22 protein-coding genes are annotated in these 25,004 nt (G+C 66.6%); 7 read left to right on the top strand and 15 right to left on the bottom strand.

Going from position 1 to position 25,004, the window contains the following annotated elements:
• Positions 1-53: 53 nt before the first annotated feature.
• Positions 54-1,469, top strand: coding sequence for an amidase family protein (locus HV793_RS27550; RefSeq protein WP_175214255.1), 1,416 nt, complete (start codon positions 54-56; stop codon positions 1,467-1,469).
• A gap of 57 nt (positions 1,470-1,526) precedes the next feature.
• Here the strand turns inward: HV793_RS27550 and HV793_RS27545 are convergent, their stop codons facing one another.
• The 9 genes from HV793_RS27545 to HV793_RS27505 form a co-directional block, all read right to left on the bottom strand.
• On the bottom strand, positions 1,527-2,315 hold the full coding sequence (locus HV793_RS27545) for a 2-keto-4-pentenoate hydratase (RefSeq protein WP_175214254.1): 789 nt from the start codon (positions 2,313-2,315) through the stop codon (positions 1,527-1,529).
• 4 nt (positions 2,316-2,319) lie between these two features.
• Positions 2,320-2,697, bottom strand: coding sequence for a hypothetical protein (locus HV793_RS27540; RefSeq protein ID WP_175161796.1), 378 nt, complete (start codon positions 2,695-2,697; stop codon positions 2,320-2,322).
• Positions 2,698-2,835: 138 nt separating this feature from the next.
• Positions 2,836-4,116, bottom strand: coding sequence for a glutamate-5-semialdehyde dehydrogenase (locus HV793_RS27535; protein WP_059371744.1), 1,281 nt, complete (start codon positions 4,114-4,116; stop codon positions 2,836-2,838).
• Positions 4,117-4,231: 115 nt separating this feature from the next.
• A complete protein-coding gene (holA, locus tag HV793_RS27530; RefSeq protein WP_054451201.1) occupies positions 4,232-5,287 on the bottom strand; it encodes a DNA polymerase III subunit delta in 1,056 nt (351 codons plus the stop codon).
• Positions 5,288-5,950 carry an LPS-assembly lipoprotein LptE gene (locus tag HV793_RS27525; RefSeq protein WP_054451202.1) on the bottom strand — a complete coding sequence of 221 codons (663 nt, stop codon included), beginning with the start codon at positions 5,948-5,950 and terminating at the stop codon, positions 5,288-5,290.
• A gap of 11 nt (positions 5,951-5,961) precedes the next feature.
• On the bottom strand, positions 5,962-8,619 hold the full coding sequence (gene leuS, locus HV793_RS27520) for a leucine--tRNA ligase (RefSeq protein ID WP_054451203.1): 2,658 nt from the start codon (positions 8,617-8,619) through the stop codon (positions 5,962-5,964).
• Positions 8,620-8,704: 85 nt separating this feature from the next.
• Positions 8,705-9,925, bottom strand: a complete 1,221-nt coding sequence (locus HV793_RS27515) for an MFS transporter (protein ID WP_054451204.1) — start codon at positions 9,923-9,925, stop codon at positions 8,705-8,707.
• A gap of 41 nt (positions 9,926-9,966) precedes the next feature.
• Entirely contained in the window at positions 9,967-10,479 is a 513-nt protein-coding gene (locus HV793_RS27510) for a MarR family winged helix-turn-helix transcriptional regulator (protein ID WP_054451205.1), read from the bottom strand.
• Between the two features lie 155 nt (positions 10,480-10,634).
• Positions 10,635-11,105: an HU family DNA-binding protein gene (locus HV793_RS27505; RefSeq protein ID WP_054451206.1), complete on the bottom strand. Its 471-nt coding sequence runs from the start codon at positions 11,103-11,105 to the stop codon at positions 10,635-10,637.
• A gap of 304 nt (positions 11,106-11,409) precedes the next feature.
• On the opposite strand from HV793_RS27505, the gene HV793_RS27500 reads away from it, so the two are divergent.
• The 4 genes from HV793_RS27500 to HV793_RS27485 all read left to right on the top strand — a co-directional run bounded on the left by HV793_RS27500 (position 11,410) and on the right by HV793_RS27485 (position 15,971).
• On the top strand, positions 11,410-12,570 hold the full coding sequence (locus HV793_RS27500) for a D-alanyl-D-alanine carboxypeptidase family protein (RefSeq protein ID WP_082400716.1): 1,161 nt from the start codon (positions 11,410-11,412) through the stop codon (positions 12,568-12,570).
• 12 nt (positions 12,571-12,582) lie between these two features.
• A complete protein-coding gene (locus HV793_RS27495; protein ID WP_054451207.1) occupies positions 12,583-13,131 on the top strand; it encodes a hemerythrin domain-containing protein in 549 nt (182 codons plus the stop codon).
• A gap of 81 nt (positions 13,132-13,212) precedes the next feature.
• Positions 13,213-14,085: a phosphonopyruvate hydrolase gene (locus HV793_RS27490; RefSeq protein WP_175214253.1), complete on the top strand. Its 873-nt coding sequence runs from the start codon at positions 13,213-13,215 to the stop codon at positions 14,083-14,085.
• A gap of 128 nt (positions 14,086-14,213) precedes the next feature.
• Positions 14,214-15,971, top strand: a complete 1,758-nt coding sequence (locus tag HV793_RS27485; RefSeq protein WP_054451209.1) for a SulP family inorganic anion transporter — start codon at positions 14,214-14,216, stop codon at positions 15,969-15,971.
• A 19-nt stretch (positions 15,972-15,990) separates the two neighbouring features.
• Here HV793_RS27485 and HV793_RS27480 read toward each other — a convergent pair whose 3' ends face one another.
• The 6 genes from HV793_RS27480 to HV793_RS27455 all read right to left on the bottom strand — a co-directional run bounded on the left by HV793_RS27480 (position 15,991) and on the right by HV793_RS27455 (position 21,989).
• The gene (locus HV793_RS27480; protein WP_054451210.1) at positions 15,991-16,755 is read right to left on the bottom strand and encodes an ABC transporter ATP-binding protein; all 765 of its coding nucleotides are present in this window, start codon (positions 16,753-16,755) and stop codon (positions 15,991-15,993) included.
• A complete protein-coding gene (locus HV793_RS27475; protein WP_175214252.1) occupies positions 16,752-18,641 on the bottom strand; it encodes an ABC transporter permease in 1,890 nt (629 codons plus the stop codon). Before HV793_RS27475 ends, HV793_RS27480 begins: the two co-directional genes overlap by 4 nt.
• Positions 18,641-19,864 (bottom strand): ABC transporter substrate-binding protein, encoded by a 1,224-nt coding sequence (locus HV793_RS27470; RefSeq protein WP_054451212.1) that lies wholly within the window; start codon positions 19,862-19,864, stop codon positions 18,641-18,643. Before HV793_RS27470 ends, HV793_RS27475 begins: the two co-directional genes overlap by 1 nt.
• Positions 19,865-20,044: 180 nt before the next feature.
• Entirely contained in the window at positions 20,045-20,212 is a 168-nt protein-coding gene (gene rpmG, locus HV793_RS27465; protein WP_003810296.1) for a 50S ribosomal protein L33, read from the bottom strand.
• A gap of 37 nt (positions 20,213-20,249) precedes the next feature.
• Positions 20,250-20,486: a 50S ribosomal protein L28 gene (gene rpmB / locus HV793_RS27460; RefSeq protein WP_006385639.1), complete on the bottom strand. Its 237-nt coding sequence runs from the start codon at positions 20,484-20,486 to the stop codon at positions 20,250-20,252.
• A 354-nt stretch (positions 20,487-20,840) separates the two neighbouring features.
• The gene (locus tag HV793_RS27455; protein ID WP_054451213.1) at positions 20,841-21,989 is read right to left on the bottom strand and encodes a Bcr/CflA family multidrug efflux MFS transporter; all 1,149 of its coding nucleotides are present in this window, start codon (positions 21,987-21,989) and stop codon (positions 20,841-20,843) included.
• Between the two features lie 206 nt (positions 21,990-22,195).
• On the opposite strand from HV793_RS27455, the gene HV793_RS27450 reads away from it, so the two are divergent.
• Both HV793_RS27450 and HV793_RS27445 read left to right on the top strand, forming a co-directional pair.
• Positions 22,196-23,458, top strand: a complete 1,263-nt coding sequence (locus HV793_RS27450) for a class I SAM-dependent methyltransferase (protein ID WP_156337314.1) — start codon at positions 22,196-22,198, stop codon at positions 23,456-23,458.
• A 516-nt stretch (positions 23,459-23,974) separates the two neighbouring features.
• Positions 23,975-24,976 (top strand): ABC transporter substrate-binding protein, encoded by a 1,002-nt coding sequence (locus tag HV793_RS27445; RefSeq protein ID WP_054451214.1) that lies wholly within the window; start codon positions 23,975-23,977, stop codon positions 24,974-24,976.
• Positions 24,977-25,004: the final 28 nt, after the last annotated feature.

Raw genomic sequence — 25,004 nt, 5'->3', positions numbered from 1 at the left:
CAGGCGCTAAGGTTTGCCTGATCTTCCATGCAACCATGATTCAGGAGTCGCGCGTGTCCGATCTTTGGCGTTTGTCCGCAGTTGAGCTTGCCGCCCGCATCCGCAAGCGCGAGGTGTCCGTCCGCGAGGCCGCGCAAAGCGCGCTGGACCGGCTGGATGCCGTCAATCCCGCGATCAATGCCGTGGTGGACCACCGCCCGGACGATGTGCTGGCCCAAGCGGCGCAAGTGGATGCGATGCTTGCGCGCGGCGAAGACCCGGGGCCCTTGGCCGGCGTGCCCGTTACCGTGAAAATCAACGTGGACCAGGCGGGTTACGCCACGACCAATGGCGTGAACCTGCAGAAGGATGTGATCGCGGCGGAGAACAGCCCGGTCGTGGACAATCTGTTGCGCGCGGGCGCCGTGATCCTGGGCCGCACCAACACGCCCGCGTTTTCCTTGCGCTGGTTCACCGGCAATGCGCTGCATGACGATACCTTGAACCCGCGCAATCCGGCGCTGACACCCGGCGGCTCGTCGGGCGGCGCGGCTGCCGCGGTGGCGGCTGGCATCGGCCATCTGGCGCATGGCACGGATATCGCCGGCTCCATCCGCTATCCAGCCTATGCCTGCGGCGTGCATGGCCTGCGGCCGTCGCTGGGGCGCGTGGCGGCGTACAACGCGGCGCTGCCGGAACGCTCGATCGGGGGACAGTTGACCGCGGTGTCCGGCCCGCTGGGGCGCAGCATCGCAGATCTAAGACTGGGCCTGGCCGCGCTGGCGGCGCGGGATGTGCGCGATCCTTGGTGGGTGCCCGCTCCCTTGGTCGGGGCCGAGACGCCGCGCCGGGCCGCGCTATGCCTGAATCCGGACGGCATGGACACCCAGCCCGCCGTGGTCAAGGCCTTGCAGGAAGCCGCCCGCCGACTCAGCGAGGCAGGCTGGACGGTGGATACGCTGGATGCCGTGCCGCCGATGCAGGAGGCGGCGGACCTGCAGATCCGCATGTGGCTGGCCGATGGCTACGACGCCATGGTGGCAGCCGCGGAAAAAGAAGGCGATCGCGGAGCTCTGGTAGCGCTGGCTGGCCAGCGCGACAAGGCGGCGGGGGCCGACCTTGCGAGTTTTTCCGCCACGCTGACGCGGCGCGCTACGCTGACGCGCCTGTGGGAGTTGTTCTTCGCCGAGTATCCCGTGCTGTTGCTGCCCGTGTCGGCCGAGCTGCCGTTCCCTGACAAGCTCGATCTGCAAGGCGATGCCGCCTACGCGCGTGTCTGGCGCGCGCAGATGACGCAGATCGGCGTGCCGTTCATGGGTTTGCCAGGCCTGTCGGTGGCGATGGGCAGCGCGATGAGCGAGGCAGGCGCGAGCCCGGTGGGCGTGCAGGTGCTGGCGGGACGCTACCGCGAGGACCTGTGTCTGGATGTGGGGGAAATCATCGAGGCGGGCGCAGCGCCCATCGAGATCGCGCAGCCCGCGGCCCGCTAGTCCGCAAGAGCGGACCAGGCGGGCAGGGGACGGAAGTTCGGTGTGCGGCCGGGCGGGCTAGGGCTTGCTGAAGTGCAGGCGCAGGACGCCGAGGTCGCCGTAGGCGAGTTCGAGATCGCGGTTGGCGGGCACGTCCAGGAAGCCGGCATAGGAGCCGGTGATGACGTGCTGGCCGGCGCGTAGTCCCAGACCTTGTTCGCGCAGGAAATTGGCCAGCCAGTAGAGCCCGGCCTTGGGACGATCGTTCGGGTGGATGCCCGCGTGCTGCTCGGTTTCAACCCCGTCCACGGACAGCGTGATGCTCAAGGCGCCGGGGGCATCGTGCGGGGATGCGATGCGCGGACCCAGTACCAGCCCCTGGTTGAACATATGGTCGGCCAGGAGTTCCGGCAGGCTGGCATGTTCCGGAGCCGCATAACGGCAGCCCAGTACTTCCAAGGCCAGGCGCGCGCCGCCGATGGCCGCGTCCACTTCGGACTCGGTGTAGGGCTCGGGGCGCGCGGGCAGATCCCGGGCAATTTCGAACGCGATCTCGGGTTCGATGCGCACGGTCTGGGTCCGGGCCGCAACAGGGCCGGCTCCGGCGTACGCGATGGTCGAGGCATAGATCGGCGCGACCACGCTTTTCTCGGGCGTGGGCAAGGCGCTCTTCCAGGCGCCGATGTCGTCCTGATGCTTCTCGAGCAGCAGCTGCGCGGTGCGTTGCTGCACGGCGAAGGCCTGGTTCAGCGATTGGGGACGGCAGTCGGCGGGCAGGCGCGGGCCGGCGATGCCGGACTCGCGCGCGGCGACCAGATAGCGGGCCGCTTCGAGGCTGCCGGGATAGTCTTCGATTCTGATCTGCATGGGTTCAAGCTCCCAGGAACAGCATGATCCAGAGCACGATCATGGCGATCAGGCCGAGCCAGCACGAACCCCAGAAGCCGACGATCGGCCATTTCAGCGATAGCGGCGTCTTCTTCGGATCGACGTGGGAGAGCAGGTCGTTGGCGTTGCCGATCAGCCAGAAGCGCGTGCCGGGAAACATCAGGCGGAAAAAGTAATCCAGCATGATGGATGCCTGGATCGCAAGCGGATACTGATTGAATTGACGGTGCTGCAGGTACGGGTGCTTCAATTTGGCGTTGATCTGCTTGCTCTTGAAGAACAGCACGACGCCGCTGAGCGTGCATGTGATGAAGCACAGCAGGAAGAGGCTGAAGGCCATGGCCATCGCGGGTGAGTACATGGGGATCTCAGGAAGACGCGGCGCGCCGTGTTCGGATGAAAAGAATGCCTGCGAAAAACTGCTGGCCGTATTGTAGAAGGCTTGCCGCGGCCCCGTGTTCAGGGCCGCGTCAGTCTGCGTGCAGTCGGAGGCTCGGGATCAGCCGCGCACCTGGCCTTCGCCGCTGAGCACCCACTTCAGCGTGGTCAGGCCTTCCAGGCCGACCGGGCCGCGCGCGTGCAGGCGGTTCGTCGAGATGCCGATCTCGGCGCCCAGGCCGTATTCGAAACCGTCCGCAAAGCAGGTCGGCAGGTTGACGTACACCGAGCTGGAGTCGACCTCGCGCTGGAAGCGCTGTGCGGCGGACAGGTCCTCGGTGACGATGGCGTCGGTATGGCCCGAGCCCCAGCGCGCGATGTGCTCGATGGCGTCGTCCAGCGTGTCGACGATGCGCACCGCCAGGATGGGACCCAGGTACTCCGTGGCCCAGTCTTCTTCCGTGGCCGGTTTGGCGTGGGGCAGCAAGGCCAGCGTGCGGGGGCAGCCGCGCAATTCGACGCCGTGCTCGGTGAGGGCCGCGGCCAGGCTGGGCAGGATGGAAACGGCGGCGACCGCGTCGACCAGCAGCGTTTCCATGGCGCCGCAGATGCCGTAGCGGTAGGTCTTGGCATTGAAGGCGATGGCGTGCGCCTTGTCCGGATCGGCCGCCGCGTCGATATAGACGTGGCAGTTGCCGTCCAGGTGCTTGATGAGCGGCACGCGCGCCTCTTGCGACAGGCGGGCGATCAGCCCCTTGCCGCCGCGCGGCACGATGACGTCGATGTGCTCGGTCATGGTGATGAGCTTGCCGACGGCGGCGCGGTCGGCCGTGGCGACGACCTGCACCGCGTCCTGCGGCAGCCCCGCGGCGGCCAGGCCGGTCTGCACGATGCGGCCCAGCGCGATGTTGGAATGCAGGGCTTCGCTACCGCCGCGCAGGATGGCGGCGTTGCCGGACTTCAGGCACAGCGCAGCTGCGTCGATGGTCACGTTGGGGCGGGATTCGTAGATGATGCCGATCACGCCCAGCGGCACGCGCATCTGCGCCACGCGCATGCCGTTGGGGCGTACGCTGGTGGCGGTGATGCTGCCGATGGGATCAGGCAGGGCGGCGATCTGGCGCAGGCCCTCGGCCATGTGCGCCAGTGTCTTGTCCGACAGGGTCAGGCGGTCCAGCAGCGCCGGCTCCAGGCCGTTGCTGCGCGCTGCGGCCAGGTCTTTTTCGTTGGCGGCCTTGAGTTCGTCGTGGCTGGCGGCCAGGGCGTCGGCCATGGCGAGCAGCGCCTGGTTCTTGGCGGCGCCGGTGGCGCGCATCATGGCGCGCGAGGCGCGGCGGGCGTTTTCGCCCAGGGTGAGCATGGCTTGTTCGATGGAGGACGTGGACATGGCAGCGTCGATCATGAGGATGGGGCGGCGCGGACGCCACCTGGAGATTCAGTGTATATCCGGCCGCGAGGCCGGGCGAATGCCAGCGCATGGGCTGGCGCGGGAGGCGAAGGCGGCGGCTATGCCGCCTTCACGGTCGTCCGCCAGCGGCGGCGACACGCAGCGCGAGCCGCGTCATTTCTTCCCAGGGATCGGACAGGCGTCCTGGCACCGACAGGCCCTTGATCAGGCGATCGACCTCATGGGCATGCTGCACGGCGGCCGGCCACACGTTCGGCTGCACCCGGTTCAGCGCCTGCAACGCCAGCCGCTCGTGCGCGCCGAAAATGCGCAGGCGGCGCATCAGGCCGTTGACGTCCTGGCCCAGGGCGCGCGCTTCGGCGATGCGGGCCAGCAGGCGGATTTCCTCGCCGACCGCCCATAGCACCAGCGGCAGCGCTTCGCCTTCGGCGCGCAGGCCGTCGATCATGCGGATGGTGCGGCCGGTGTCGCCGGCGAGCATGGCGTCGCGCAGGCCGAAGACGTCATAGCGCGCAACGTTCAGCACCGCTCGCTCCACGTCCTCCGCGGCCAGCTGGCCTTCGGGGTAGAGCAGGCCCAGCTTCTGGATTTCCTGGTGGGCGGCCAGCAGATTGCCTTCCACCTTGTCGGCCATCCATTGCAGGGTGGCGCCGTCGGCGCGCTGGTTCTGGCGCGCCAGCCGCATGCCGACCCAGGCGGGCAGGCGGCCGCGTTCGATGTTGGCGATGTCGACCATCATGCCGCCGCGGCTCAAGGCCTGCACCCAGCGGCTTTCGCGGGTGGCCTTGTCCAGGCGCGGCAGGGCGATCAGCACGAGCGTGTCCGGATCCGCCTGCTTCTCGGCCTGTTCGGCCAGCTTGGCCAGGGTGTCGGCGCCGGACTTGCCGGGCTTGCCCGTCGGGATCTTGATTTCGAGGATGCGGCGGTCGCCGAACAGCGACACGCTTTGCGTGGCGGCGGTGACCGAGCTCCAGTCGCTGCGCGCGTCCATGACCATGGACAGGCGGTCGGTGTAGCCCGCGTTACGGGCCGCGGCGCGCAGCGCGTCCACGGCCTCGGTCACGAGCAGGGGTTCGTCGCCGGACACCGTGTAGAGCGGGGCCAGGCGGTTGCCTGGCCGCTGCAGGTGCTCGGCCAGGCGATCCGCGTCCAGGGGCTGTGCCATCTAACGCAGGATGGCCGGATCGGTGGTGGACGGCGTCTGCCACGGCGCGGGCGTGCGCTTTTGTTCCGGCGTGGTCGGGTCGTACAGCGGGGTCTCGCCGTCTTCCGCGCGCTCTTCGGCATTCTCGAATGCATGGCGCACTTCCGGCGCGGTCATGCGGCGCAGCAGGCGGGACACCAGGTCGCGCTGCATGGCCCGGTACAACGTTTCGATCTGGCCTTGCTTGGCTTGCACCACCTGGTCGTCATAGGGCATTTCGCGGTAGATCGACAGCGTGGTGTCCGGGATCAGGGCGCGGCCCTTGGCATCGATGAGGCGGAACGTGTAGTTGATGCCGAGTTCGTATTCCTCGACACGGCCCTGGGCGTTCAGCGACACCTCTCGCAGGGTGCGAGTGTCGGCGACCTGCTGCAGGATGGCTTGCGCCTCCTTGGGGGTCGACACGAGCTTGGTGTTCGGCGAGGCCGCGCGCAGCGCGCGGCGCACGTCGGCGCCGAACTGCGTGGTGTCGGAAATGCCGACATACAGCGTATCGAACGGCATCGGCGTGACGCCACGCAAGGCGAAACCGCAAGCGGAGAGCAGCATGAACAGCGCCAGGCAGGCGCCGCGCAGCAGCCAGGACTGGCGGGGGGAGTGCGTTTGTTGCCCGGCGAAGTGCATGCTTGACCTCATCAGCCTACGACGTTGACCAGTTTGCCCGGAACCACGATGACGCGCTTGGGCGGACGGCCTTCCAGGAAGCGGGCGACCTCTTCCTGGGATGCCGCGAGCTTTTCGATGTCTTCCTTGGCGGCCTTGGCGGCCACGCGGATGGAGCCGCGCAGCTTGCCGTTGACCTGGAGCATCAGCTCGATCTCGTCGGCGACCAGCGCCGCCTCGTCCACGTGCGGCCAAGGCGCGTCGAGCAGGTCGCCCAGCTCGTGGGCGTAGCCCAGGTCGCGCCACAGGTGCCAGGTGATGTGCGGCACCACGGGATACAGCACGCGCAGCAGCACGCCCAGCGTTTCGGCGTAGGCGGCGTCCGCGGCTGCGCCTTCGGGCAGCTTGGCGTCGTCGATGGCGTTGAGCATCTTCATGCATGCCGACACGACGGTGTTGTACTGGATGCGCTGGTAGTCGTAGTCGGCTTGCTTGAGCAGGCCGTAGACCTCGCGGCGCAGATCCTTGACCGGGGCCGGCGCCTGCGCCCAGTCGGCGCCATGGGCCAGGCCGCGCGCGATGGCCTCGCGCTGGCCGTAGCTGATGGACCAGAGGCGGCGCAGGAAGCGGTTGGAGCCTTCGACGCCAGAGTCCGACCATTCGAGGGTCTGTTCCGGCGGGCTGGCGAACATGACGAACAGGCGGGCCGTGTCCGCGCCCAGCGTGTCGATCAGCGATTGCGGGTCGACGCCGTTGTTCTTCGACTTGGACATCGTGCCTACGCCGCCGTAGGTGATGGCGGAGCCGTCCGACTTCAGCTTGGCGCCGACGATGGCGCCGCGGTCGTCGTAGACGTTTTCGACGTCTTCCGGCCAGAAGTACTCGATGCCGCCCTGCGGCGTCTTGCGCGAGTAGATATGGTTCAGCACCATGCCCTGGCACAGCAGCTTGGTGAAGGGCTCGTCGAAGTTGAGCAAGCCCATGTCGCGCATGACCTTGGTCCAGAAGCGGGCGTACAGCAGGTGGAGCACCGCGTGTTCGATGCCGCCGATGTACTGGTCCATCGGCATCCAGTAGTCGTTGCGTGCGTCGACCATGGCGTTATCGTTGCCCGGCGAGGTGTAGCGCATGAAATACCAGGACGAGTCCACGAAGGTGTCCATCGTGTCCGTTTCACGGCGCGCCGGCTTGCCGCACTTGGGGCAGGAGCAGGACAGGAACGCCTCGTTCTTGGCCAGCGGATTGCCGCTGCCGTCCGGGATGAGGTCGTCGGGCAGGACCACCGGCAGGTCTTTTTCCGGAACCGGGACCGGGCCGCAATCCGCGCAGTGGATGATGGGGATGGGGGTGCCCCAATAGCGCTGGCGCGAGATGCCCCAGTCGCGCAGGCGCCAGGTGGTCTGCTTTTCGCCCAGGCCTTGCGCGCCCAGGTCGACGGCGATGGCGTCGACCGCTTCCTTGTGGGAGAGGCCGTCGTACTTGCCCGAATTGATGGTGCGTCCGGCTTGCTTGTCGCCGTACCACTCCTGCCAGGCATTGGTGGAGTATTCCTTGCCGGCCACGTCCACGACCTGCACGATGGGCAGGTCATATTTCTTGGCGAAGGCGAAATCGCGCTCGTCATGCGCCGGCACGCCCATCACGGCGCCATCGCCGTAGGTCATGAGCACGTAGTTGCCGACCCAGACCTGAACTTCGGCGCCCGTGACCGGGTGCGTGACGTACAGGCCCGTGGGCATGCCTTCCTTTTCGCGCGTGGCCATTTCGGCCTCGGTCGTGCCGCCCAGCTTGCATTGTTCGATGAACGCGGCCAGTTGCGGATTGGAGAGCGCGGCCTGCGTGGCCAGGGGGTGTTCCGGCGCCACGGCGCAGAAGGTCACGCCCATGATGGTGTCGGCGCGGGTGGTGAAGACGTACAGCTTGCCGTCCTGGATCAGCTGGCCGTCCTGGCCGGCGATCTTGTGCGGGAAAGCGAAGCGCAGGCCCTCGGACTTGCCGATCCAGTTTTCCTGCATCAGGCGCACGCGCTCGGGCCAGCCGGGCAGGTCGTTCTGGACGGCGCCCAGCAGTTCGTCGGCGTAATCGGTGATGCGCAGGTAGTAGCCGGGGATCTCGCGCTTTTCGACCAGCGCGCCCGAGCGCCAGCCGCGGCCGTCGATGACCTGTTCATTGGCCAGCACGGTCTGGTCCACCGGGTCCCAGTTGACGACCTGGGTCTTGCGGTAGGCGACGCCCTTTTCCAGCATCTTGAGGAACAGCCACTGGTTCCACTTGTAGTACTGGGGATCGCAGGCGCACATTTCGCGCGACCAGTCGATCGCCAGGCCCATCGCCTTCATCTGCTTCTTCATGTAGGCGATGTTGTCGTACGTCCACTTCGCCGGCGGCACCTTGGACTTGATGGCGGCGTTTTCCGCCGGCATGCCGAAGGCGTCCCAGCCCATGGGCATCAGAACGTTGTAGCCGCGCATGCGCAACTGACGGGCCATCATGTCGTTGATGGTGTAGTTGCGCACGTGGCCCATGTGCAGCTTGCCGCTGGGGTAGGGCAGCATGGAGCAGGCGTAGAACTTCGGCTTTTCGGAGCCGTCGGCGTTCTTGGCGTGTTCGTGGACCAGGTAGACGTCGCGCGCCTGCCAATCTTGGTGGGCGGCTGCTTCGACGGTATTGGGGAGGTAACGTTCCTGCATGGGCTCGTGCACGATGGCAAAAAAAGGGTGAGCCGCCTCGCCGCGCGGGCGCGGAGGCGGCCAAAACCCCTGATTATAGGAGGTGCTAGGCGCGGGCAGGGGACGGAGCCGTTTCGGGGATGCGCGCGCTGGGCGCCAGGGCGCCATAAGCCAGCGTAATCACCCCGAGGACGGCGCCCGCCGTGACCACGCCGGGCCAGCCAAAATGGGCGTACAGCCAGGACGATACCAGCGAACCGGATGCGCCGCCGATGAAGTAGCTGGTCATGTAGCCGGCCGTCAGCCGGCTGCGCGCTTCGGGGCGCAGGCGGTAGAGGGCGCTGCTGTTGGTGACGTGCACGCCCTGGATCGCGAGATCCTGCACCAGGATGCCGACCAGCAGGGCCAGCACCGACACCTGGCCGAAGGCGATCAGTCCCCAGGAACCCAGCAGCAACAGCAGTCCGACGCGGGTGGCGAGGTTGCCCAGGCCGCGGTCGGCAAGGCGGCCGAAGCGGTTGGCGGCGTAGGCCCCTGCGGCGCCCGCCAGCCCGAACAGGCCGATGGTGGTGTTGCTGTATTGATAGGGCGGGCTGGCCAGCAGGAAGGTCAGCGGCGTCCACAGCATGCTGAAGGCCGCGAACAGCAGGCCGCCCAGCAGCGAGCGGGCGCGGAACAGCGGTTCCTCGACGAACATGCGCAGGATGGAGCCCAGCAGGCGCGGGTAGCTCAGCCCGGCCGGACTCTGGTGGCGCGGCAGCAGGCGCCACAGGGCCGCGGACATGATCAGCATCAGGATGGCCGCCACCCAGTACACGGTGCGCCAGCTGCCCACGTCGGCGAGCGCGCCGGCGACGGTGCGGGCCAGCAGGATGCCCAGCAGCAGTCCGCTCATGACGGTGCCCACGGCCTTGCCCCGCTCATGCGGCGCGGCCAGCGTCGCGGCGAAAGGCACCAGGATCTGGGCCACCACGGACAGCATGCCCGTCAGCGCCGTGCCCAGGATCAGCACGCCGATATTGGGGGCGAAGGCGGAAATCAGCAGACCGCCCGAGGACAGCAGGTTCATCAGCACGATCAGGCTGCGGCGCTCGAACATGTCGCCCAGGGGCACGAGCAGCATCAGGCCCACCGCATAGCTCAGCTGCGCGGTGGTGACGATGCTGCCCGCCGTGGCGCTGGACAGCGAGAATTGCTCGCTGATCGTATGCAGCAGCGGCTGCGCGTAATAGTTGCTGGCGACGGCGAGGCCGGTCGCGACCGACATCAGCAGGAGGATGGGCGCGGTCAGGACCGGCGTCTGGGAGGACTGGGTAGCGGAAGTCATGGATCGGGATCGGGGATGATGGCTGCGAAAGAGGGCTCGGCTCAGGCGCCGATGCCGCCAGGCGTTTCCTGGTCCTGCTTGATCAGCAGCTTCCTGAGGAGGCCGGCCAGTTGCTTGCGCTCGGCTGCGGACAGCGGTTCAAGCAGTTCATTGAGGTCCTTCAGGTAGTCCTTCAGCACCAGCTTGATGGTGCGCAAGCCTTCGGCCGTGAGCGACACGATGACGCCGCGCCGGTCTTCCGGATTGGGGCTGCGCGTGAGCAGGCCGGCCTGCTCCAGGCGGTCGAGCCGATTGGTCATGGCGCCGGAGGTCAACAGCAGGGCCTCCACCAGCTTCTGCGGATTCAGCGCGTAGGGCGAGCCGCTGCGGTACAGCGTGGCCAGCACGTCGAATTCGCCCTGGTGCAGGTCGTAGTTGCGGAAGCTGCGGTTCACGTTGCGCGCGGCCAGCGCGTTCAGACGGAACACACGGGTGACGACGGACATGGCGGCGAAGTCCTGGGCGGGACATTCGGCGGTCCATTGGGAGATCACCAGATCGACGAGGTCATTCATGGGTGCACGGGCTTTATTTTTACGTGAAGTATCTTAACATGAAGATAAATTGGAAAAAGCCGACCTATGCGTCGTGCAGGCCGGCCGCGGCAAAAAAAGAAGGGCCCGCCTCTTGCGAGGCGGGCCCTTCCGGCTTGACCGGAACTACGCGCGATTTACTGCGCGGCGTCCTTCAGCTTCTTGAGCGGGCGAACCTTCACCTTGACCGAAGCCGGCTTGGCGGGGAACCAGCGCTCTTCACCGGTGAACGGATCCTTGCCGAAGCGCTTGGCCTTGGCCGGAACCTTCTGCACGGCAACCTTGAACAGGCCGGGCAGCGTGAATTCGCCAGCGCCCTTCTTGTCCACGGAGCCCAGCACCGAGGTTTCCAGGCTGGCCAGGACGGCCTTGACCGACTTGGCTTCAACGCCCGATTGCTCAACGATGTAGGCGATCAGCTGGGTCTTGTTCAGGGCGGCCTTGATGGCCTTGGGGGCAGCAGCGACCTTCTTGGCGGCGACGACCTTCTTGACGGCCGGCTTTGCAGCGGGCTTCACAGCGGGTTTGGCAGCAGTTGCCTTCTTTGCGGGCGCCTTGGCGGCGGGCTTGGTGACTTTCTTGGCAGGAGCTTTTGCTTTCGTGGCCATGGTCAAAATCCGTATGTTGAGGTCATGGAGCAGCGCGCGCCGGGTATCGGCGTTTGACGCTACGCGGCCGATGATAGCGGAAGAGTGGCGATTAATGCGGTTTTCTAGCGGGTTTTTGGCCCTTGTTTGTTGTTTTCGACACAGAAAGTGCTTTGTAGAAGGGCTCCAGCAAGATGTCGTGACATTCATCGCGCATCTTTTCAGATGCCTGCGGCACTGAACCAACTGCGCCGGGCATGTTCCAATTGCGTGCCCTGCGCGAGACCCGCGCGGAAAAAACCAAGCATGGAAGCGAAGCAGTCATATGTTGATGAAGAAGTTGGCGGCGAGCCTGATCGTCGCGGCCGCGTGCATGTCGGGCGCCGTGGCGCAGACGGTGCCCGCGCCGGCCCTGTCGGCCAAGGCCTGGCTCTTGCTGGACGAGACCAGCGGACAGGTGATCGCGTCGCATGCGGCGACGACCCGGATCGAGCCCGCGTCCCTGACCAAGATCATGACGGCCTATGTCGTGTTCGAGGCGCTCAGCAAGAAAGAGCTGTCCGCGGCGCAAATGGTCACGGTGTCGACCCGCGCCTGGAAGGTGCCGGCGGGCAGCTCGAAGATGTTCCTGGAGCCGGGCTCGAAGGTGTCGGTGGACGATCTGCTGCGCGGCCTGATGATCCAGTCGGGCAACGACGCGGCCATCGCGCTGGCCGAAGCCGTGTCGGGCAGCGTCGAGGCCTTCGTGGCGCGGATGAACGACACCGCCGCCAGGCTCGGCCTGCACGCCACGCATTTCGCCAGCCCGCACGGCTTGCCCGATCCGGGGACCTACTCCACCGCCAGCGACCTGTCCATGCTGGCCACGCGTTTCATTCGCGATTATCCGCAGCTCTACAGGACCTACGATTCGGCCAAGCAGTTCACCTACAACAAGATCACGCAGCCGAACCGCAACCGCCTGCTGTGGCTGGATCCCAGCGTGGACGGGCTGAAGACCGGGCATACCGAATCGGCCGGCTATTGCATCGTCGCCACCGCGCAGCGTCCTAATGGCGCTGACCAGCGCCGCCTGATCACGGTGGTGGTGGGCACGGCGTCGGACAAGCTGCGCACGCAGGAAAGCCGCGAGTTGCTGGAGTGGGGCTTTCAGGGGTTCAATACCATCAAGCTGTACGCGCGCGGCCAGGCGGTCGCCACGCCCGAGGTATGGAAGGGCGAGCAGGACAGCCTGAAGGCCGGATTCGCGCGCGATGCCTACGTGACGGTGCCTGCGGGCGCCAAGGTCGAACCGGTCTGGACACCGCAGGATCCGCTGATTGCGCCGATCGCGGCCCAGTCCGCAGTGGGCGAGGTGCGTGTGCTGGTGGACGGCAAGCCCGCCATGCAGTTTCCGGTGGTGGCACTGGAACCGGTGGCCGAGGCCGGATTCGCGGGACGCGCGTGGGATTCCATCCGCTTGTGGTGGCGTGGCCACGCCGGATAACGGAGGTGTGCGATGGCGGTGAGCTTTCCTGGAGGCCCGGCCCCGGCGCCGGGCGCGGATGATCCCTTGGCTTTGCTGTCGGCCTGCCATGGCCGCATTTCCCGCCAGTGCGCGACCTTGGGGCGTCTTGCCGCGCACCTGCCGGTGCATGGCAGCGACGCCGCGGCTCAAACCGCGGCGGCCAGCGTCATGCGCTACTTCGATACCGCGGCCGCACACCATCACGAGGACGAGGAAGAGGACCTGTTTCCGGCCTTGATCGAATCCATGGCCGGCTCTGACGCCGTCTGTCTGCATGCGCTGGTGGACGGCCTGATGGCCGAGCACCGGCAGTTGGCGCGGCGCTGGGAGCCCTTGCGCCAGGCGCTCGCCGAGATCGCGGCGGGCCGCCAGGCCGAGCTGCCCGCCAGCCAGGTGCAGGATTTCACCGATGCCTACGCCGCGCATATCCAGCGTGAGGAAAGCGAACTGCTGCCGATGGCGGCGCGGCTGATCCCGGACGATACGCTGGCCGGGATCGGGCAGGCCATGAAGGCGCGACGCGGCGGCGAGGCCGGCTGACGTTTCGGGCAAGGCGGGGATTGGCGCTACGATGGCCGCAGCCGGCGCGCGGCGCGCCGGGTTTTTGCCTACGTGTCCGCCATGACCAGAAACGCCCGTTTCCGCCAGAAATTGCAGGATCCCGTCTTGATGCACGCCATGTCGGCGCACAACCCGCTGTCCGCCAGGCTGGCGGCCGATGCCGGGTTCGACGCCATCTGGGGCAGCGGCTTCGAGCTGTCGGCCAGCTACGCCGTGCCCGATGCCAACATACTCTCGCCCTCGCAGCACCTGGACATGATGCGGGCGATCGCCGCCGCGGTGGACGTGCCCGTGATTGCCGACATCGACACCGGATTCGGCAATGCCATCAATGTCTCCTACATGGTGCCGCAGTACGAAGCTGCGGGCGTGTCGGCGGTGGTGATGGAAGACAAGACCTTTCCCAAGGACACGAGTCTGCGCGCGTCCGGCAGGCAGGAGCTGGTGCGGATCGAGGAGTTCCAGGGCAAGATCGAAGCCGCCTGCAGCGCCCGCCGCGATGCGGATTTCTGCGTGATCGCCCGGACCGAGGCGCTGATCGCGGGCGCCGGCGAGCAGGAAGCCTTGGTCCGGGCGCGCGCGTATGAAGCTGCGGGCGCGGACGCCATCCTGATCCATTCCAAGCAGAACACGCCCGACGAGATCCTGTCGTTCGTCGCGGCATGGCAAGGCCGCGCGCCGCTGGTGCTGGTGCCCACCGCCTATCCGCAACTGCGCGAAGCCGATATCCAGGCGCTGGGCAAGGTCGGCCTGGTCATCTATGGCAATCACGCCATCCGCGCCGCGGTGGGGGCGATGCGGGACGTGTTCGCCCGCATCCGCAGCGATGGCGGCATCCATCAGGTGGATGCGGCGCTGCCGGCGGTCAAGGAAATCATCGCGCTGCAGGGCGATGCCCATATGCGGGAGCTGGAGCGCCGTTACCTCAAGTAAGCGGGACGCGTTGCGCGCGAGGGGCGCTAGCGATTACGCTAGACGACCCGCCGCCCGCCCTGTGCGCCGCAGGCGGAACCAATCAGAAAGCAGATGCCGAGGGACAAGAAAGAATGATGCAGGGGGGGATGAGCGTCGCGCGCCGGTTGTTCGGCTCGTGGGTGGACGAGGTCAATGCGCGGACCTTGCGCGCGGATGCGACGGCGGGCTTGCTGGGCGCCTTGCTGGTGTTGCCGCAGGGCGTGGCGTTCGCCATGCTGGCGGGCCTGCCGCCCGAGTACGGCCTGTATTCCGCCATCGTTCCCTGTATCGTCGCGGCGCTCTTCGGGTCCAGCCGCCATGTCATGTCGGGCCCGACCAATGCCAACTCGTTGGCGCTCTATGCGGTGTTGACGCCGCTGGCGGTGGCCGGCAGCCAGGGCTACATCCAGCTGGCGCTGGCCGTGACCGTGCTGGTCGGGCTGATGCAATGGCTGGTGGGCACGCTCAGGCTGGGCTCGCTGGCGCACTTCATCTCGCCGTCGGCGCTGTTCGGTTTCACCAGCGGCGCGGCGCTGCTGATCGCCGTGCATGCGCTGAAGGACGCGCTGGGCATGCCGTCGCCGGACGCGCACGGCGCGGGCGCCTTGCTGGCCAGCCTGGCCGCGAATCTGGCGCAGGTGCACTGGGGCGCCTTGCTGGTGACCCTGACCACCCTGGCCGTGGCGCTGCTGGTGCGGCGCCTGGACAAGCGCAAGCCCTACATGTTGGCGGGGCTGGCGGCGGGCGCGCTGGCGGCCGCGGGCTTCAACGCGCTGACCGAAGGTGCGCCGGTGTCAGTGCTGGGTGCGCTGGCCCAACCTTGGCCGCCTTTCCATATTCCCAGCGTCGATTGGCGCGCCTTGCCCGAACTGCTGAGCGTGGCCTTCGCGCTGACCATCGTGGCGCTGGCGCAATCCATCTCCATCGCCAAGGCCGTGGCCACGCGTTCGGGCCAGCGCATCGACGCCAACCGCGAATTCGTGGGGCAGGGGCTGTCCAATATTGTGGGCGGCTTTTTCTCCTGTTACCTGTCTTGCGGGTCGCTCAACAGGTCCATTCCCAACTACGAGGCTGGCGCCAAGACGCCGCTGGCGTCCGTGTTCTCGGCCTTGCTGCTGGTGGCGCTGGTGGCCCTGTCCGCGCCGCTTTTGGCCATGATTCCGCACGCGGCGATTTCCGGGCTGCTGCTGCTGGTGGCCTGGACCCTGTTCGACATTCCGCGCTGGCGGCAACTGATCCGCACCCAGCGCGGCGAAGCGATCATCGCCGCCGCCACGCTGGCTGCCACCATCACCATACGCATGGAAGTGGCGATCCTGCTGGGCACGGTGTTGTCGCTGATGGTCTACCTGCACCGCACCTCGCGGCCGGCGATGCGCACCATGGGCTTCGACTCGCGCGGCTTGGAGCGGCGCTTCGTGGTGTTGGAGCACGCGCCGGATGCCTTGCCGGAGTGCCCGCAACTGAAGCTGCTGCGCATGGAAGGGTCGGTCTATTTCGGCGCTGCCACGCACGTGGCGCAGCGCCTGCATGAGCTGCGCGCGGCGCCCGGCGCGCCGCGCCATCTGCTGGTGATGGCCAAGAGCATGAATTTCATCGACATGGCGGGCGCGCAGGTCTGGGAAGACGAACTGGCCGCCAGGCGGGCCATGGGCGGCGATCTGTACTTCCACCGCCCGCGGCCGGAAGTGCTGGACATGTGGCGTCGCACGGGTTTCCTGCAGCGGCTGGGCGAGGACCATATCTTTCCCGACAAGGCGACCGCGCTGCATACGATCTACGCCAAGCTGGACCGCGGCATTTGCGAGGGATGCCAGGCCAAGATCTTCTGGGAATGCCAGCCCAACGGGCTGAGGAACGACTGAGGCCGCGTGCGCGGCCGGCTCAGGCCGGCTGCGGCGCTTCCGTGCCCAGATAGGCCGCGCGGACCCGCTCGTCGGCCGCGATCGTTGCGGGTTCGCCCTCGGCCAGCAGGCTGCCGCGCACCAGCACTGCGATGCGATCGGCGTGCTTGAACACAACATCCAGGCTGTGCTCGGTGAACAGGACCGCAATGCGCTGGGTGTCCGCCAGCGTGCGCGTCAGCCGCATCAGCGCATGGCGTTCATTGGTGGCCATGCCCGCCGTGGGTTCGTCCATCAGCAAGAGGCGCGGCTGGTGCGCCAGCGCCATCGCCAGCTCCACCCGCTTGACGTCGCCGTAGGCCAGCGTGCCGCAATGCTCCTGCGCCTTGTCCGCCATCTGCACCTGGGACAGCAGCGACATGGCCTCCTCGGCCGCGTGCCGGGTGGCCCGGCGCCACGGATTCAGCAGCAGCCGGTCGCGCGACAGCAGCGCAGTCTGCACGTTCTCGCGCACCGTCATGGAGCGGAAGGTGGCCGCGGTCTGGAAGGTGCGTCCCACGCCCAACCGGCAGATCTTGCCTGCCGACAGGCCTACCAGTTCGCGGCCGTCCAGCAGGACGGAGCCCGAGTCGGGCCGCAGCTGGCCACCCAGCGCGTTGAAACAGGTGGACTTGCCGGCGCCGTTGGGGCCGATCAGCGCCAGCATCCGGCCCGCTTCCAGCGTGAAGGACACGCCGGCCAGCGCGTCGATGCCGCCGAATGATTTGCGCAGGTCCCGGACTCGCAGCAGGGGGGCGGTGTTCATGCGCGCCTCCTGTTCCAGCTTGCGGCCAGGCGCGCGGCAGCGCCTGCCAGCCCCTCGGGAAACGCCATGACCAGGGCCAGGATGGCCAGCCCCAGCACCGCGTGCCAGTACTCGGTGCTGCGCGCGGCGGCATCCTGCAGCCAGGTGTAGGACGCAGCGCCAACGAGCGGGCCGGCCAGCGTCTGCAACCCGCCCAGCAGCACCATGACCAGTCCGTCCACGGAGCGGCTCACGGCCAGCGTGTCGGGCGCGATGCTGCCCTTGGAAAATGCGTAGAGCGAGCCTGCCAGGCCGGCGGCGAAAGACGCGGCCACGAAGCCCGCCCATTGCACGCGCCGCGTGTCCATGCCCAGCGCCTCGGCGCGCAGGGCCGAATCGCGCACGCCGCGCAGCGCATAGCCCAGCGGCGAGAACGCCAGGCGGCGCAGCCAGGCGATGCCGGCCACGCACAGCGCCAGCGTCAGGTAATAGAACCAGGGGCCCTGGGCGAGCCAGGCCGATGGCCACAGCCCGATCAGGCCGTTGCTGCCGCCCGTCACGTCATCCCATTGATAGGCCAGCGCCCAGAGGATCTGCGCCACCGCCAGGGTCAGCATCGCCAGGTACACGCCCGACAGGCGCACGCAGAACCAGCCGAACAGCAGGGCGCCGAGCGCCGCGGCGAAGGGGCCGAGCAGCAGCGCCGCTTCCATCGGCACGGCCGCCAGCTTCAGGAGCAGCGCGGCGCCGTAGGCGCCCAGGCCGAACCAGGCGGCATGGCCAAACGAGGTCATGCCGGCCAGCCCGGTGAGGAAATGCAGGCTGGCGGCAAACAGCGCGGCGATCAGGATTTCGGTCAGCAGGATGCCCAGATAGGGGCTGTGAGCGGCCGCCACCGGCGCCAGTACCAGGAGCGCCAACAGCGCGCCATAGGCCAGCCGCAGGCCGCGGCCGGCCGGCGCGATGGGGCGCTCCGGGGCGGCGGTGTGGGATGCCGGCTCGGGCGGTTTGCCCAGCAGACCCCAGGGCCGCACGACCAGCACCACGGCCATCACGGCGAATTCCGCCAGCAGCGTGAGCTTGGACAGATTGAAAAGCCAGGGGCCGATCTGCACCTGTCCCAGGAACACGAACAATGCCTTGACCGAGCAGATCAACAAGGCGGCGAGGAAGGCGCCGGGAATCGAACCCAGGCCGCCCACCACCACCACCACGAACGCGCTGGCGATGATCTCCAGGTCCAGGCCCAGGGTGGCGGGTACCCGCGGCGCGGCCAGCGCGCCGCCCAGGCCGGCCAGGAACGCGCCCAGGGTGAATGCCGAGGTGAACAGCCAGGCTTGATTCACGCCCAGCGCGGCCAGCATCTTGCGATTTTCCGCCGCGGCCCGCAGCAGCCGGCCCCAGCGCGTACGCATCAGCAGCAGCCAAAGCAGGCCCAGTACCACGGGGCCGGCGGCGATCAGCAGCAGGTCGTATTCGGGATAGCGCCGGCCCAGGATCTGCACGGCGCCAGACAGGCCGGGGGCGCGCGCTGCGAACAGGTCTTCGGGGCCCCAGATGGCCAGCGCGGCGTCGCCGATGATGAGCACCAGTGCAAAGGTCGCCAGCAGCTGGAACAGTTCAGGCGCCTGGTACAGGCGCCGCAGCACCAGCCATTCGGCGGCCGCGCCGATAAGGCCCGTGGCCAGCGCCGCCAGAAGCAGCCCGGCCCAATAGCCGGCGCCGTCGCCGAAGTAGTTGGTGAAGGTCCAGGCCAGGTAGACGCCCAGCATGTAGAACGAGCCGTGGGCGAAGTTCACCACGCGCGTGACGCCGAAGATCAGCGACAGGCCGGCGGCGACCAGGAACAGCGCGCTGGCGTCCGCCAGCCCATTGAGCAGCTGCAGCAGCAGCCCTGACAGGCTCATCAGTGCGCCGGACGCATCTTGCGCACTTGCTCGTCAGGCGGCTGCAGGCGTGCGCCGTCGATATAGGCGAAGTCCTTCATGATGCCCTTGCCGTCTTCCACCGCGGTCACGCCCACGTACACGCCCATGGTCGACTGGTGGTCGATCTTGCGGTATTGGATGGGGCCATAGGGCGTGTCCACCTTCAGGCCGGCAAACGCGTCGACCAGTTTTTCGGTGTCCACTTCGCCCGCAGCCTTCAGGCCCTGGGCGATGGACATGAGGGACGCGTAGCCCACGACCGAGCCGACCTTGGGCGTTTCGTTGTAGCGCTTCTTGTAGGCTTCGACGAACGTGGTGTTGGCCGGGGTGTCGATGGCGTACCAGGGGTAGCCCGTGACGATCCAGCCGGTGGGCGTGTCGGCGCCCAGCGGTTCCAGGTATTCGGGTTCGCCAGACAGCACCGACACCACGGCGCGGTTCTCGAACAGGCCGCGGGTATTGCCCTCGCGCACGAAGCGCGTCAGGTCGGCGGCGAACAGCACGTTGAAGATCGCGTCGGGCTTGGCGTCGGCCAGGGCCTGCACCACGGCGCCGGCATCGACCTTGCCCAGCGGCACGGCCTGCTCCGCGACGAACTCCACGTCGGACTGGAACGAGGTCATCATGGCCTTGAAGGTGGCCACCGCGGACTGCCCATACTCGTAGTTGGGGTAGACGATGGCCCAGCGCTTCTTGCGCAAGGCCAGCGCCTTGGGGGCCAGCGCCGCCACGTGCATCCAGGTTGAGGGGCGCAGACGGTAGGTGTAGCGGTTGCCGTCCTGCCAGGTGATCTTGTCGGTGAGAGGCTCGGCCGCCAGGAAGAACACCTGCTGCTGTTTGGCGAAATCCGTCAGCGCCAGGCCGGTATTGGAAAGGAATCCGCCGAACAGCAGCTCGACCTTTTCGCGGGCCAGCAATTCCTGGGCCGCGCGCACCGAATCGCCGGGGTTGCCGTTGTCGTCGCGCGAGATCACTTCCAGCTTCCTGCCCAGCACGCCTCCGCCGGCGTTGACCTCTTCCAGCGCCAGCTGCCAGCCCTTTTTATAGGGGCCAAGAAAGGCGGGTATCGCCTTGTAGCTGTTGATCTCGCCGATGCGGATGGGTGGCTCCTTGTCCTTGGCCGAGGCGGCGGGAGCCAGCGCCAGGGCCAGGAGTGCCGGCGCCACGGCGCGGCGCAGCAGGGTAAGGCAGGGACGGAACATGTCAGGTATCGCGTGGAGAGGGAATCTGGCGCCAGCAGGCGCGGCGGATGACAGCGGCCCAATTGGAACATGGGCCTTCGCCCCGGGGCAATAGACAAGGCGCCCCATGCGGCGCTCGCCAGAAATGAAAAAAGGCCCTGCGGTGCAGGGCCTTTTCGACTTGCGGGAAAACCGGCTGAATTACTTCAGCTTGGTTTCCTTGTAGTCAACGTGCTTGCGAGCGACCGGATCAAATTTCTTGATCAGCATCTTCTCGGGCATGTTGCGCTTGTTCTTGGTGGTCGTGTAGAAATGACCCGTGCCGGCAGTCGACTCGAGCTTGATCTTTTCGCGGATACCTTTGGCCATGTCGTGCTCCTAGTATGTAGATTGGCGGGGAGGCTGATTAAGCCAGTTCGCCGCGGGCACGCATTTCGGCCAGCACGGCGTCGATGCCGTTCTTGTCGATCGTGCGGATGGCCTTGGCCGAAACACGCAGGCGGACCCAGCGGTTTTCGCTTTCAACCCAGAACCGGCGCGATTGCAGGTTGGGCAGGAAGCGACGCTTGGTCTTGTTGTTCGCGTGCGAAACATTGTTGCCCACCATCGGGCCTTTGCCGGTCACTTGGCATACGCGTGCCATGGATGCACCTCTTTAGGTCGTTCTTTTGTCGCGCATCGCTTGGGGGGTAGACAGGGTTTCAGCCGCCGGGCTGTAGAGGCGCTTGCGCTGCCTTTGCCGGCCACCCAGTCTTAGTGGATGAGGGGGGATCGGAGTGGCTGTTAAAGCCCGTCTGGTCCGCCCCAGTGCTTATACCCGCTGCCTGCCACCCGCGGAATTCTTGGAAGAATCTCTGGGATTTCCTAAGAAAATCGCCAGACGTTGCGCGGTTGGGGTCAGAGTGCTGAACTACAAAGCATAGTAGTCCGGCACGGGAAACTTCATGTGAAGACTTAGATTCTAATACGAAAAGCCTAAATAAATCAAGCGGCCAGGCTACTTGGTGTGCGATTGCGCCACGCGGCCCGAGATCCAGGACAGGCAGGCGCAGGCCGCCAGCGTGGTCGTCAGGGGCAGGGCGCTGTCGGTCTGCCAGGCGCTGACGGCGAAACCGGCCAGCGCGCCGCAGGACAATTGCAGCGTCCCCAACAGCGCGGAAGCCGCGCCCAGCCGCTTGCCCTGGTCCGCCAGCGCCAGCGCCGCCGAGTTGGGATTCACGAAGCCCTGGCTGCCCATGTAGCAGATCAGGCACAGCATCAGCAGGGGCAGGGTCATCCAGCCGCCCAGCGTCAGCGCGACCGCCGCCAGGCTGGCGCAGGCCAGCGAGGTCAGGGCGCGGCGCTGCAACTGGCGCGGCGTGTAGGTGCGCAGCAGGCGCGCGCTGATCTGCGAGCAGACGATGAGCGAGAGCGCGTTGGTGCCGAACAGCAGGCCGTAGTACTGGGGCGGCACGCCGTAGAGTTCGATGAAGACGCGCGGCGAGCCGATGATGTAGGCGAACATGCCGGCCTGGCCGAAACCGCCGGCCAGGCTGTGCGCCATGAAGCCGCGATGCGCGAACAGGTCGCGGTAGTTGCGCAGGATGGTTTCCCAGCGCAGGGGCACCACGCGTTCAGGCGCCAGCGATTCCTTCATGATCAGGATCACGGCAGCCATCAACATCGCGCCGCCGGCCAGCATGACCCAGAACAGGCTGCGCCACGAGGTGATGGCAAGCAGTTGGCCGCCCGCCAGGGGCGCGAGAATGGGGGCCAGGCCCATGATGAGCATCAGCAGCGACATGGCGCGCGCGGCTTCATGGGTTTCGTAGTGGTCACGGATGACCGCGCGCGGGATCACAATGCCGGCGGCCCCGCCCATGGCCTGCACCACGCGCCAGCCGGTCAGCGCTTCCACCGACCCCGACAGCGCACAGCCCAGCGAAGCGATCATGAACAGCGTCAGCCCCACCAGCAGCGGCGGCTTGCGCCCGTAGCGGTCGGCCATCGGGCCATAGAACACCTGCGCCATCGCCAGGCCGATCAGGTAGGCGGCCAAAGTGCGTTCGACGTCGCCGCGCGACACGCCCAGGTTCGCCGCGATCGTGGGGAACGCGGGCAGGTACATATCGATGGCGAACGGACCGATTGCGGTCAGCGCGCCCATGAGTATCAGCCAGCCAGGCAGGCCGCTGCGAAAAGACTGTGATGGGGGCATGTGGATTGCGGGGTAGCGCAGTGACAGGGCCCGGATGCGGTTTGTTGCACGGTTTGGGCCAAGTAAACGACTGTATCACGGGCAACCTTACAAGCAAATTGCAAGTTTTTTCCGATAAAGTCATTGCGGTCCGTACGTATTCCAGAGGAGAAGTCGTGAATCCTTTGTTGTCTGTTGTGGAACGCAAACTCCAGGCCCTGCCGGTCCCGGTCCAGCTGGTTCTGCCCGACGGCGCCGTGCTGGGGCCGCCCGAACCCCGCGTTCGTTTCGTCACGCACGACAAGACTGCGCTGGCGCACCTGGCCGAAGGCGCAGTGGGCGTGCTGGGGCAGGATTACGTGGAAGGCCGCATCGACATCGAAGGCAATATGCGCGATGTGATGGCCGCGGCGTCGGCGCTGCTGCCGGGCTCGCCGGTGGACGCGGCGCGCGGCGGCTGGCTGACCGAGCTGGTGCGCAAGGTGGTGTCGGTCTGGCGCCATTCGGTCGAACGCGACGCCAAGCAGATCGAATTCCACTACGACCTGTCCGATGATTTCTACGCGCTCTGGCTGGATCCGCGACGGGTCTATTCCTGCGCCTACTACCGTGAACCGGGCATGACGCTGGCCCAGGCCCAGGAGGCCAAGCTGGACCACATCTGCCGCAAGCTGCGCCTGCGTGCAGGCGAGCGGTTCCTGGATGTGGGGGCGGGGTGGGGCGGCCTGCTGCTGTGGGCTGCCGAGAATTACGGCGTGGACGCCACCGGCATCACCCTGTCGCGCAACCAGCATGCCCATGTCAGCAAGCTGATCCAGGAGAAGGGGCTCGCAGGCCGGGTCCGCATGGAACTGCTGGACTACCGCAAACTGGACGAATCCGCGCCCTACGACAAGATCGCGTCGGTCGGCATGTTCGAGCACGTGGGCCGCGCCCAGCTCGAGGGCTACTTCGCCAAGCTGCGCCGCCTGCTCAAGCCGGGCGGACTGATCATGAACCATGGCATTACCGCTGCCGGCGTCTACAACGCCGAGCTGGGCAACGGCATGGGCGAATTCATCGAGAAGTACATCTTCCCGGGCGGCGAATTGACCCACGTCAGCGTGGTGATGGAAACCCTGACCAACGGCGGGCTGGAAGAGGTGGACGTGGAAAACCTGCGGCCGCATTACGCGCGCACCCTGTGGGCCTGGAGCGATGCGCTGGAGGCGCGCCTGCCTGAAGCGGCGCGCATCCTGGGCGGCGAGCAGGGCGAGCGTTCGCTGCGCGCCTACCGGCTGTACCTGGCCGGCTGCGCCATGGCGTTCGAGCACGGCTGGATCGCGCTGCACCAGATCCTGGGCCAGCATCCGGCGACAGGACGCGCCGATGAGCTGGACAATCCGCCGGACCTCGCCTACCCCTGGCGCCGGGACTACATGTACGCCAAGAACGAGTAGCGGTCAGCGGGTGTCCGCAGGATGGCCGGTTTCAATGGGTTTGACACCGAGAAGTGGGCCGAAACGCGTCCGCCCACTGGCCGGAACCGCGATTTCCGGCCAATTCGAAACCGCTAAAGCGTATGGATATGAATTTATTATTTACTGAATGTATCTTTGCGTCTGAATCAAAATCCCCTAGGGAAAGCTGCTGTTTCACTCCTTGCGATTGCGGGTAATCCCGGACCGTTTTTTCCGGAAATGTATCTGATTCATTCCGAGGTGGGGTTGGGCTGAGCATCAATTTCGTTTAAGATGCTGGCTTCTTCGTTCAGTTTGTTCACTTTCTGTGGGTTTTCAAAAACTGCGTTTTTGAAGCTCCTGTCTTGCAAGATGCCGCACCCTCGCGGACCGTCTTGTTGCTAGTGTCGGTTTGTATTGGCGGTTCTGCCCGTCTTCCGCACAACCCCCTTAGCTCCATGGCACCTCCGGGCCCAAGCCTGGCGTGTGTCCCTGAACCTATGGAGGCAAAAGCCAATGCGTTTTACCCCTGTCAAGACCCTGGCCGCCGCGGCTGTGTTCTTCGCCTTTGCCGGTGCGGCCCAAGCCGCCGACGCCGTCCAGTGCGAAATCAAGCGCCCGGTCAATTTCGGCGCGATGAACTGGGAATCCAATCTGGTCCTGGTCGACGTCGAACGTTTCATCATGGAAAAGGGCTACGGTTGCAAGACCGAGACCTTGCCGACCGAAACCCTGCCCGCCCTGGCTGCGCTGGAGCGCGGCGACCTGGATATCAATACCGAGATCTGGCTGAACAGCGTCGCCGACCCCTGGGACCGCGCCGAGAAGACCGGCAAGGTCAAGCGCATCGGCGATCTCTACATGGGCGCCGAGGGCTGGTACATCCCGCGTTACACGGCGGAGCGCCTGCCCGAATTGAAGTCCGCCGCCGACCTGCCGAAGTTCAAGGACAAGTTCAAGGATCCGGAAGAGCCCGGCAAGGGCCGTTTCTACGGCTGCCCGGCAGGTTGGGGCTGCGAGATCACCAGCAACAACCTGTTCCACGCCCTGAAACTGGACGACAGCTACACCCTGTATTCGCCCGGCACGGGCGCGGCGCAGAAGGCGGCCCTGATGTCGGCCTACAAGCGCAAGCAGAACGTGGTCTTCTACTACTGGTCGCCCACGCCGCTGGTGGGTTCCATGGACCTGGTCAAGCTGGACATGCCGCCCTACGACGCCGAAAAGCACAAGTGCCTGACGTCGCCCAAGTGCGCCAAGCCCGAACCCAGCGCCTATCCCGACAATCCCGTCTTCACGGCGGTGAACACCAAGTTCTCCGAGGAAGCGCCCAAGCTCACCGAATTCCTGTCCAAGGTCTCGGTGCCGCTGCCGGTGATCAACGAAACCCTGGCCCACATGGAAGAGTCCGGCGACGAAGCCAACGCCGTGGCCAAGTGGTTCCTGAAGAACAAACCCGACGTCTGGACCAAGTGGGTCCCCGCCGACGTCGCCGGGCGCGTCCAAAGCGCGCTGTAACCCGCCATGTTCCTGGCTGCGCGCCGTC

The organism is Achromobacter aegrifaciens, from assembly GCF_902859965.1.
GTDB lineage: Bacteria > Pseudomonadota > Gammaproteobacteria > Burkholderiales > Burkholderiaceae_B > Achromobacter > Achromobacter aegrifaciens.
The sequence above is the reverse complement of the archived record's forward strand: the minus strand, read 5'-3'. Positions and strand labels throughout refer to the sequence as shown.

Coding starts and splice junctions, on each gene's coding strand:
- HV793_RS27545 (WP_175214254.1), bottom strand. CDS start 2,315: ATGCAGATCAGAATCGAAGACTATCCCGGCAGCCTCGAAGCGGCCCGC.
- HV793_RS27540 (WP_175161796.1), bottom strand. CDS start 2,697: ATGTACTCACCCGCGATGGCCATGGCCTTCAGCCTCTTCCTGCTGTGC.
- HV793_RS27535 (WP_059371744.1), bottom strand. CDS start 4,116: ATGATCGACGCTGCCATGTCCACGTCCTCCATCGAACAAGCCATGCTC.
- holA (WP_054451201.1), bottom strand. CDS start 5,287: ATGGCACAGCCCCTGGACGCGGATCGCCTGGCCGAGCACCTGCAGCGG.
- HV793_RS27525 (WP_054451202.1), bottom strand. CDS start 5,950: ATGCACTTCGCCGGGCAACAAACGCACTCCCCCCGCCAGTCCTGGCTG.
- leuS (WP_054451203.1), bottom strand. CDS start 8,619: ATGCAGGAACGTTACCTCCCCAATACCGTCGAAGCAGCCGCCCACCAA.
- HV793_RS27515 (WP_054451204.1), bottom strand. CDS start 9,925: ATGACTTCCGCTACCCAGTCCTCCCAGACGCCGGTCCTGACCGCGCCC.
- HV793_RS27510 (WP_054451205.1), bottom strand. CDS start 10,479: ATGAATGACCTCGTCGATCTGGTGATCTCCCAATGGACCGCCGAATGT.
- HV793_RS27505 (WP_054451206.1), bottom strand. CDS start 11,105: ATGGCCACGAAAGCAAAAGCTCCTGCCAAGAAAGTCACCAAGCCCGCC.
- HV793_RS27500 (WP_082400716.1), top strand. CDS start 11,410: ATGTTGATGAAGAAGTTGGCGGCGAGCCTGATCGTCGCGGCCGCGTGC.
- HV793_RS27495 (WP_054451207.1), top strand. CDS start 12,583: ATGGCGGTGAGCTTTCCTGGAGGCCCGGCCCCGGCGCCGGGCGCGGAT.
- HV793_RS27490 (WP_175214253.1), top strand. CDS start 13,213: ATGACCAGAAACGCCCGTTTCCGCCAGAAATTGCAGGATCCCGTCTTG.
- HV793_RS27485 (WP_054451209.1), top strand. CDS start 14,214: ATGAGCGTCGCGCGCCGGTTGTTCGGCTCGTGGGTGGACGAGGTCAAT.
- HV793_RS27480 (WP_054451210.1), bottom strand. CDS start 16,755: ATGAACACCGCCCCCCTGCTGCGAGTCCGGGACCTGCGCAAATCATTC.
- HV793_RS27475 (WP_175214252.1), bottom strand. CDS start 18,641: ATGAGCCTGTCAGGGCTGCTGCTGCAGCTGCTCAATGGGCTGGCGGAC.
- HV793_RS27470 (WP_054451212.1), bottom strand. CDS start 19,864: ATGTTCCGTCCCTGCCTTACCCTGCTGCGCCGCGCCGTGGCGCCGGCA.
- rpmG (WP_003810296.1), bottom strand. CDS start 20,212: ATGGCCAAAGGTATCCGCGAAAAGATCAAGCTCGAGTCGACTGCCGGC.
- rpmB (WP_006385639.1), bottom strand. CDS start 20,486: ATGGCACGCGTATGCCAAGTGACCGGCAAAGGCCCGATGGTGGGCAAC.
- HV793_RS27455 (WP_054451213.1), bottom strand. CDS start 21,989: ATGGGCGCGCTGACCGCAATCGGTCCGTTCGCCATCGATATGTACCTG.
- HV793_RS27445 (WP_054451214.1), top strand. CDS start 23,975: ATGCGTTTTACCCCTGTCAAGACCCTGGCCGCCGCGGCTGTGTTCTTC.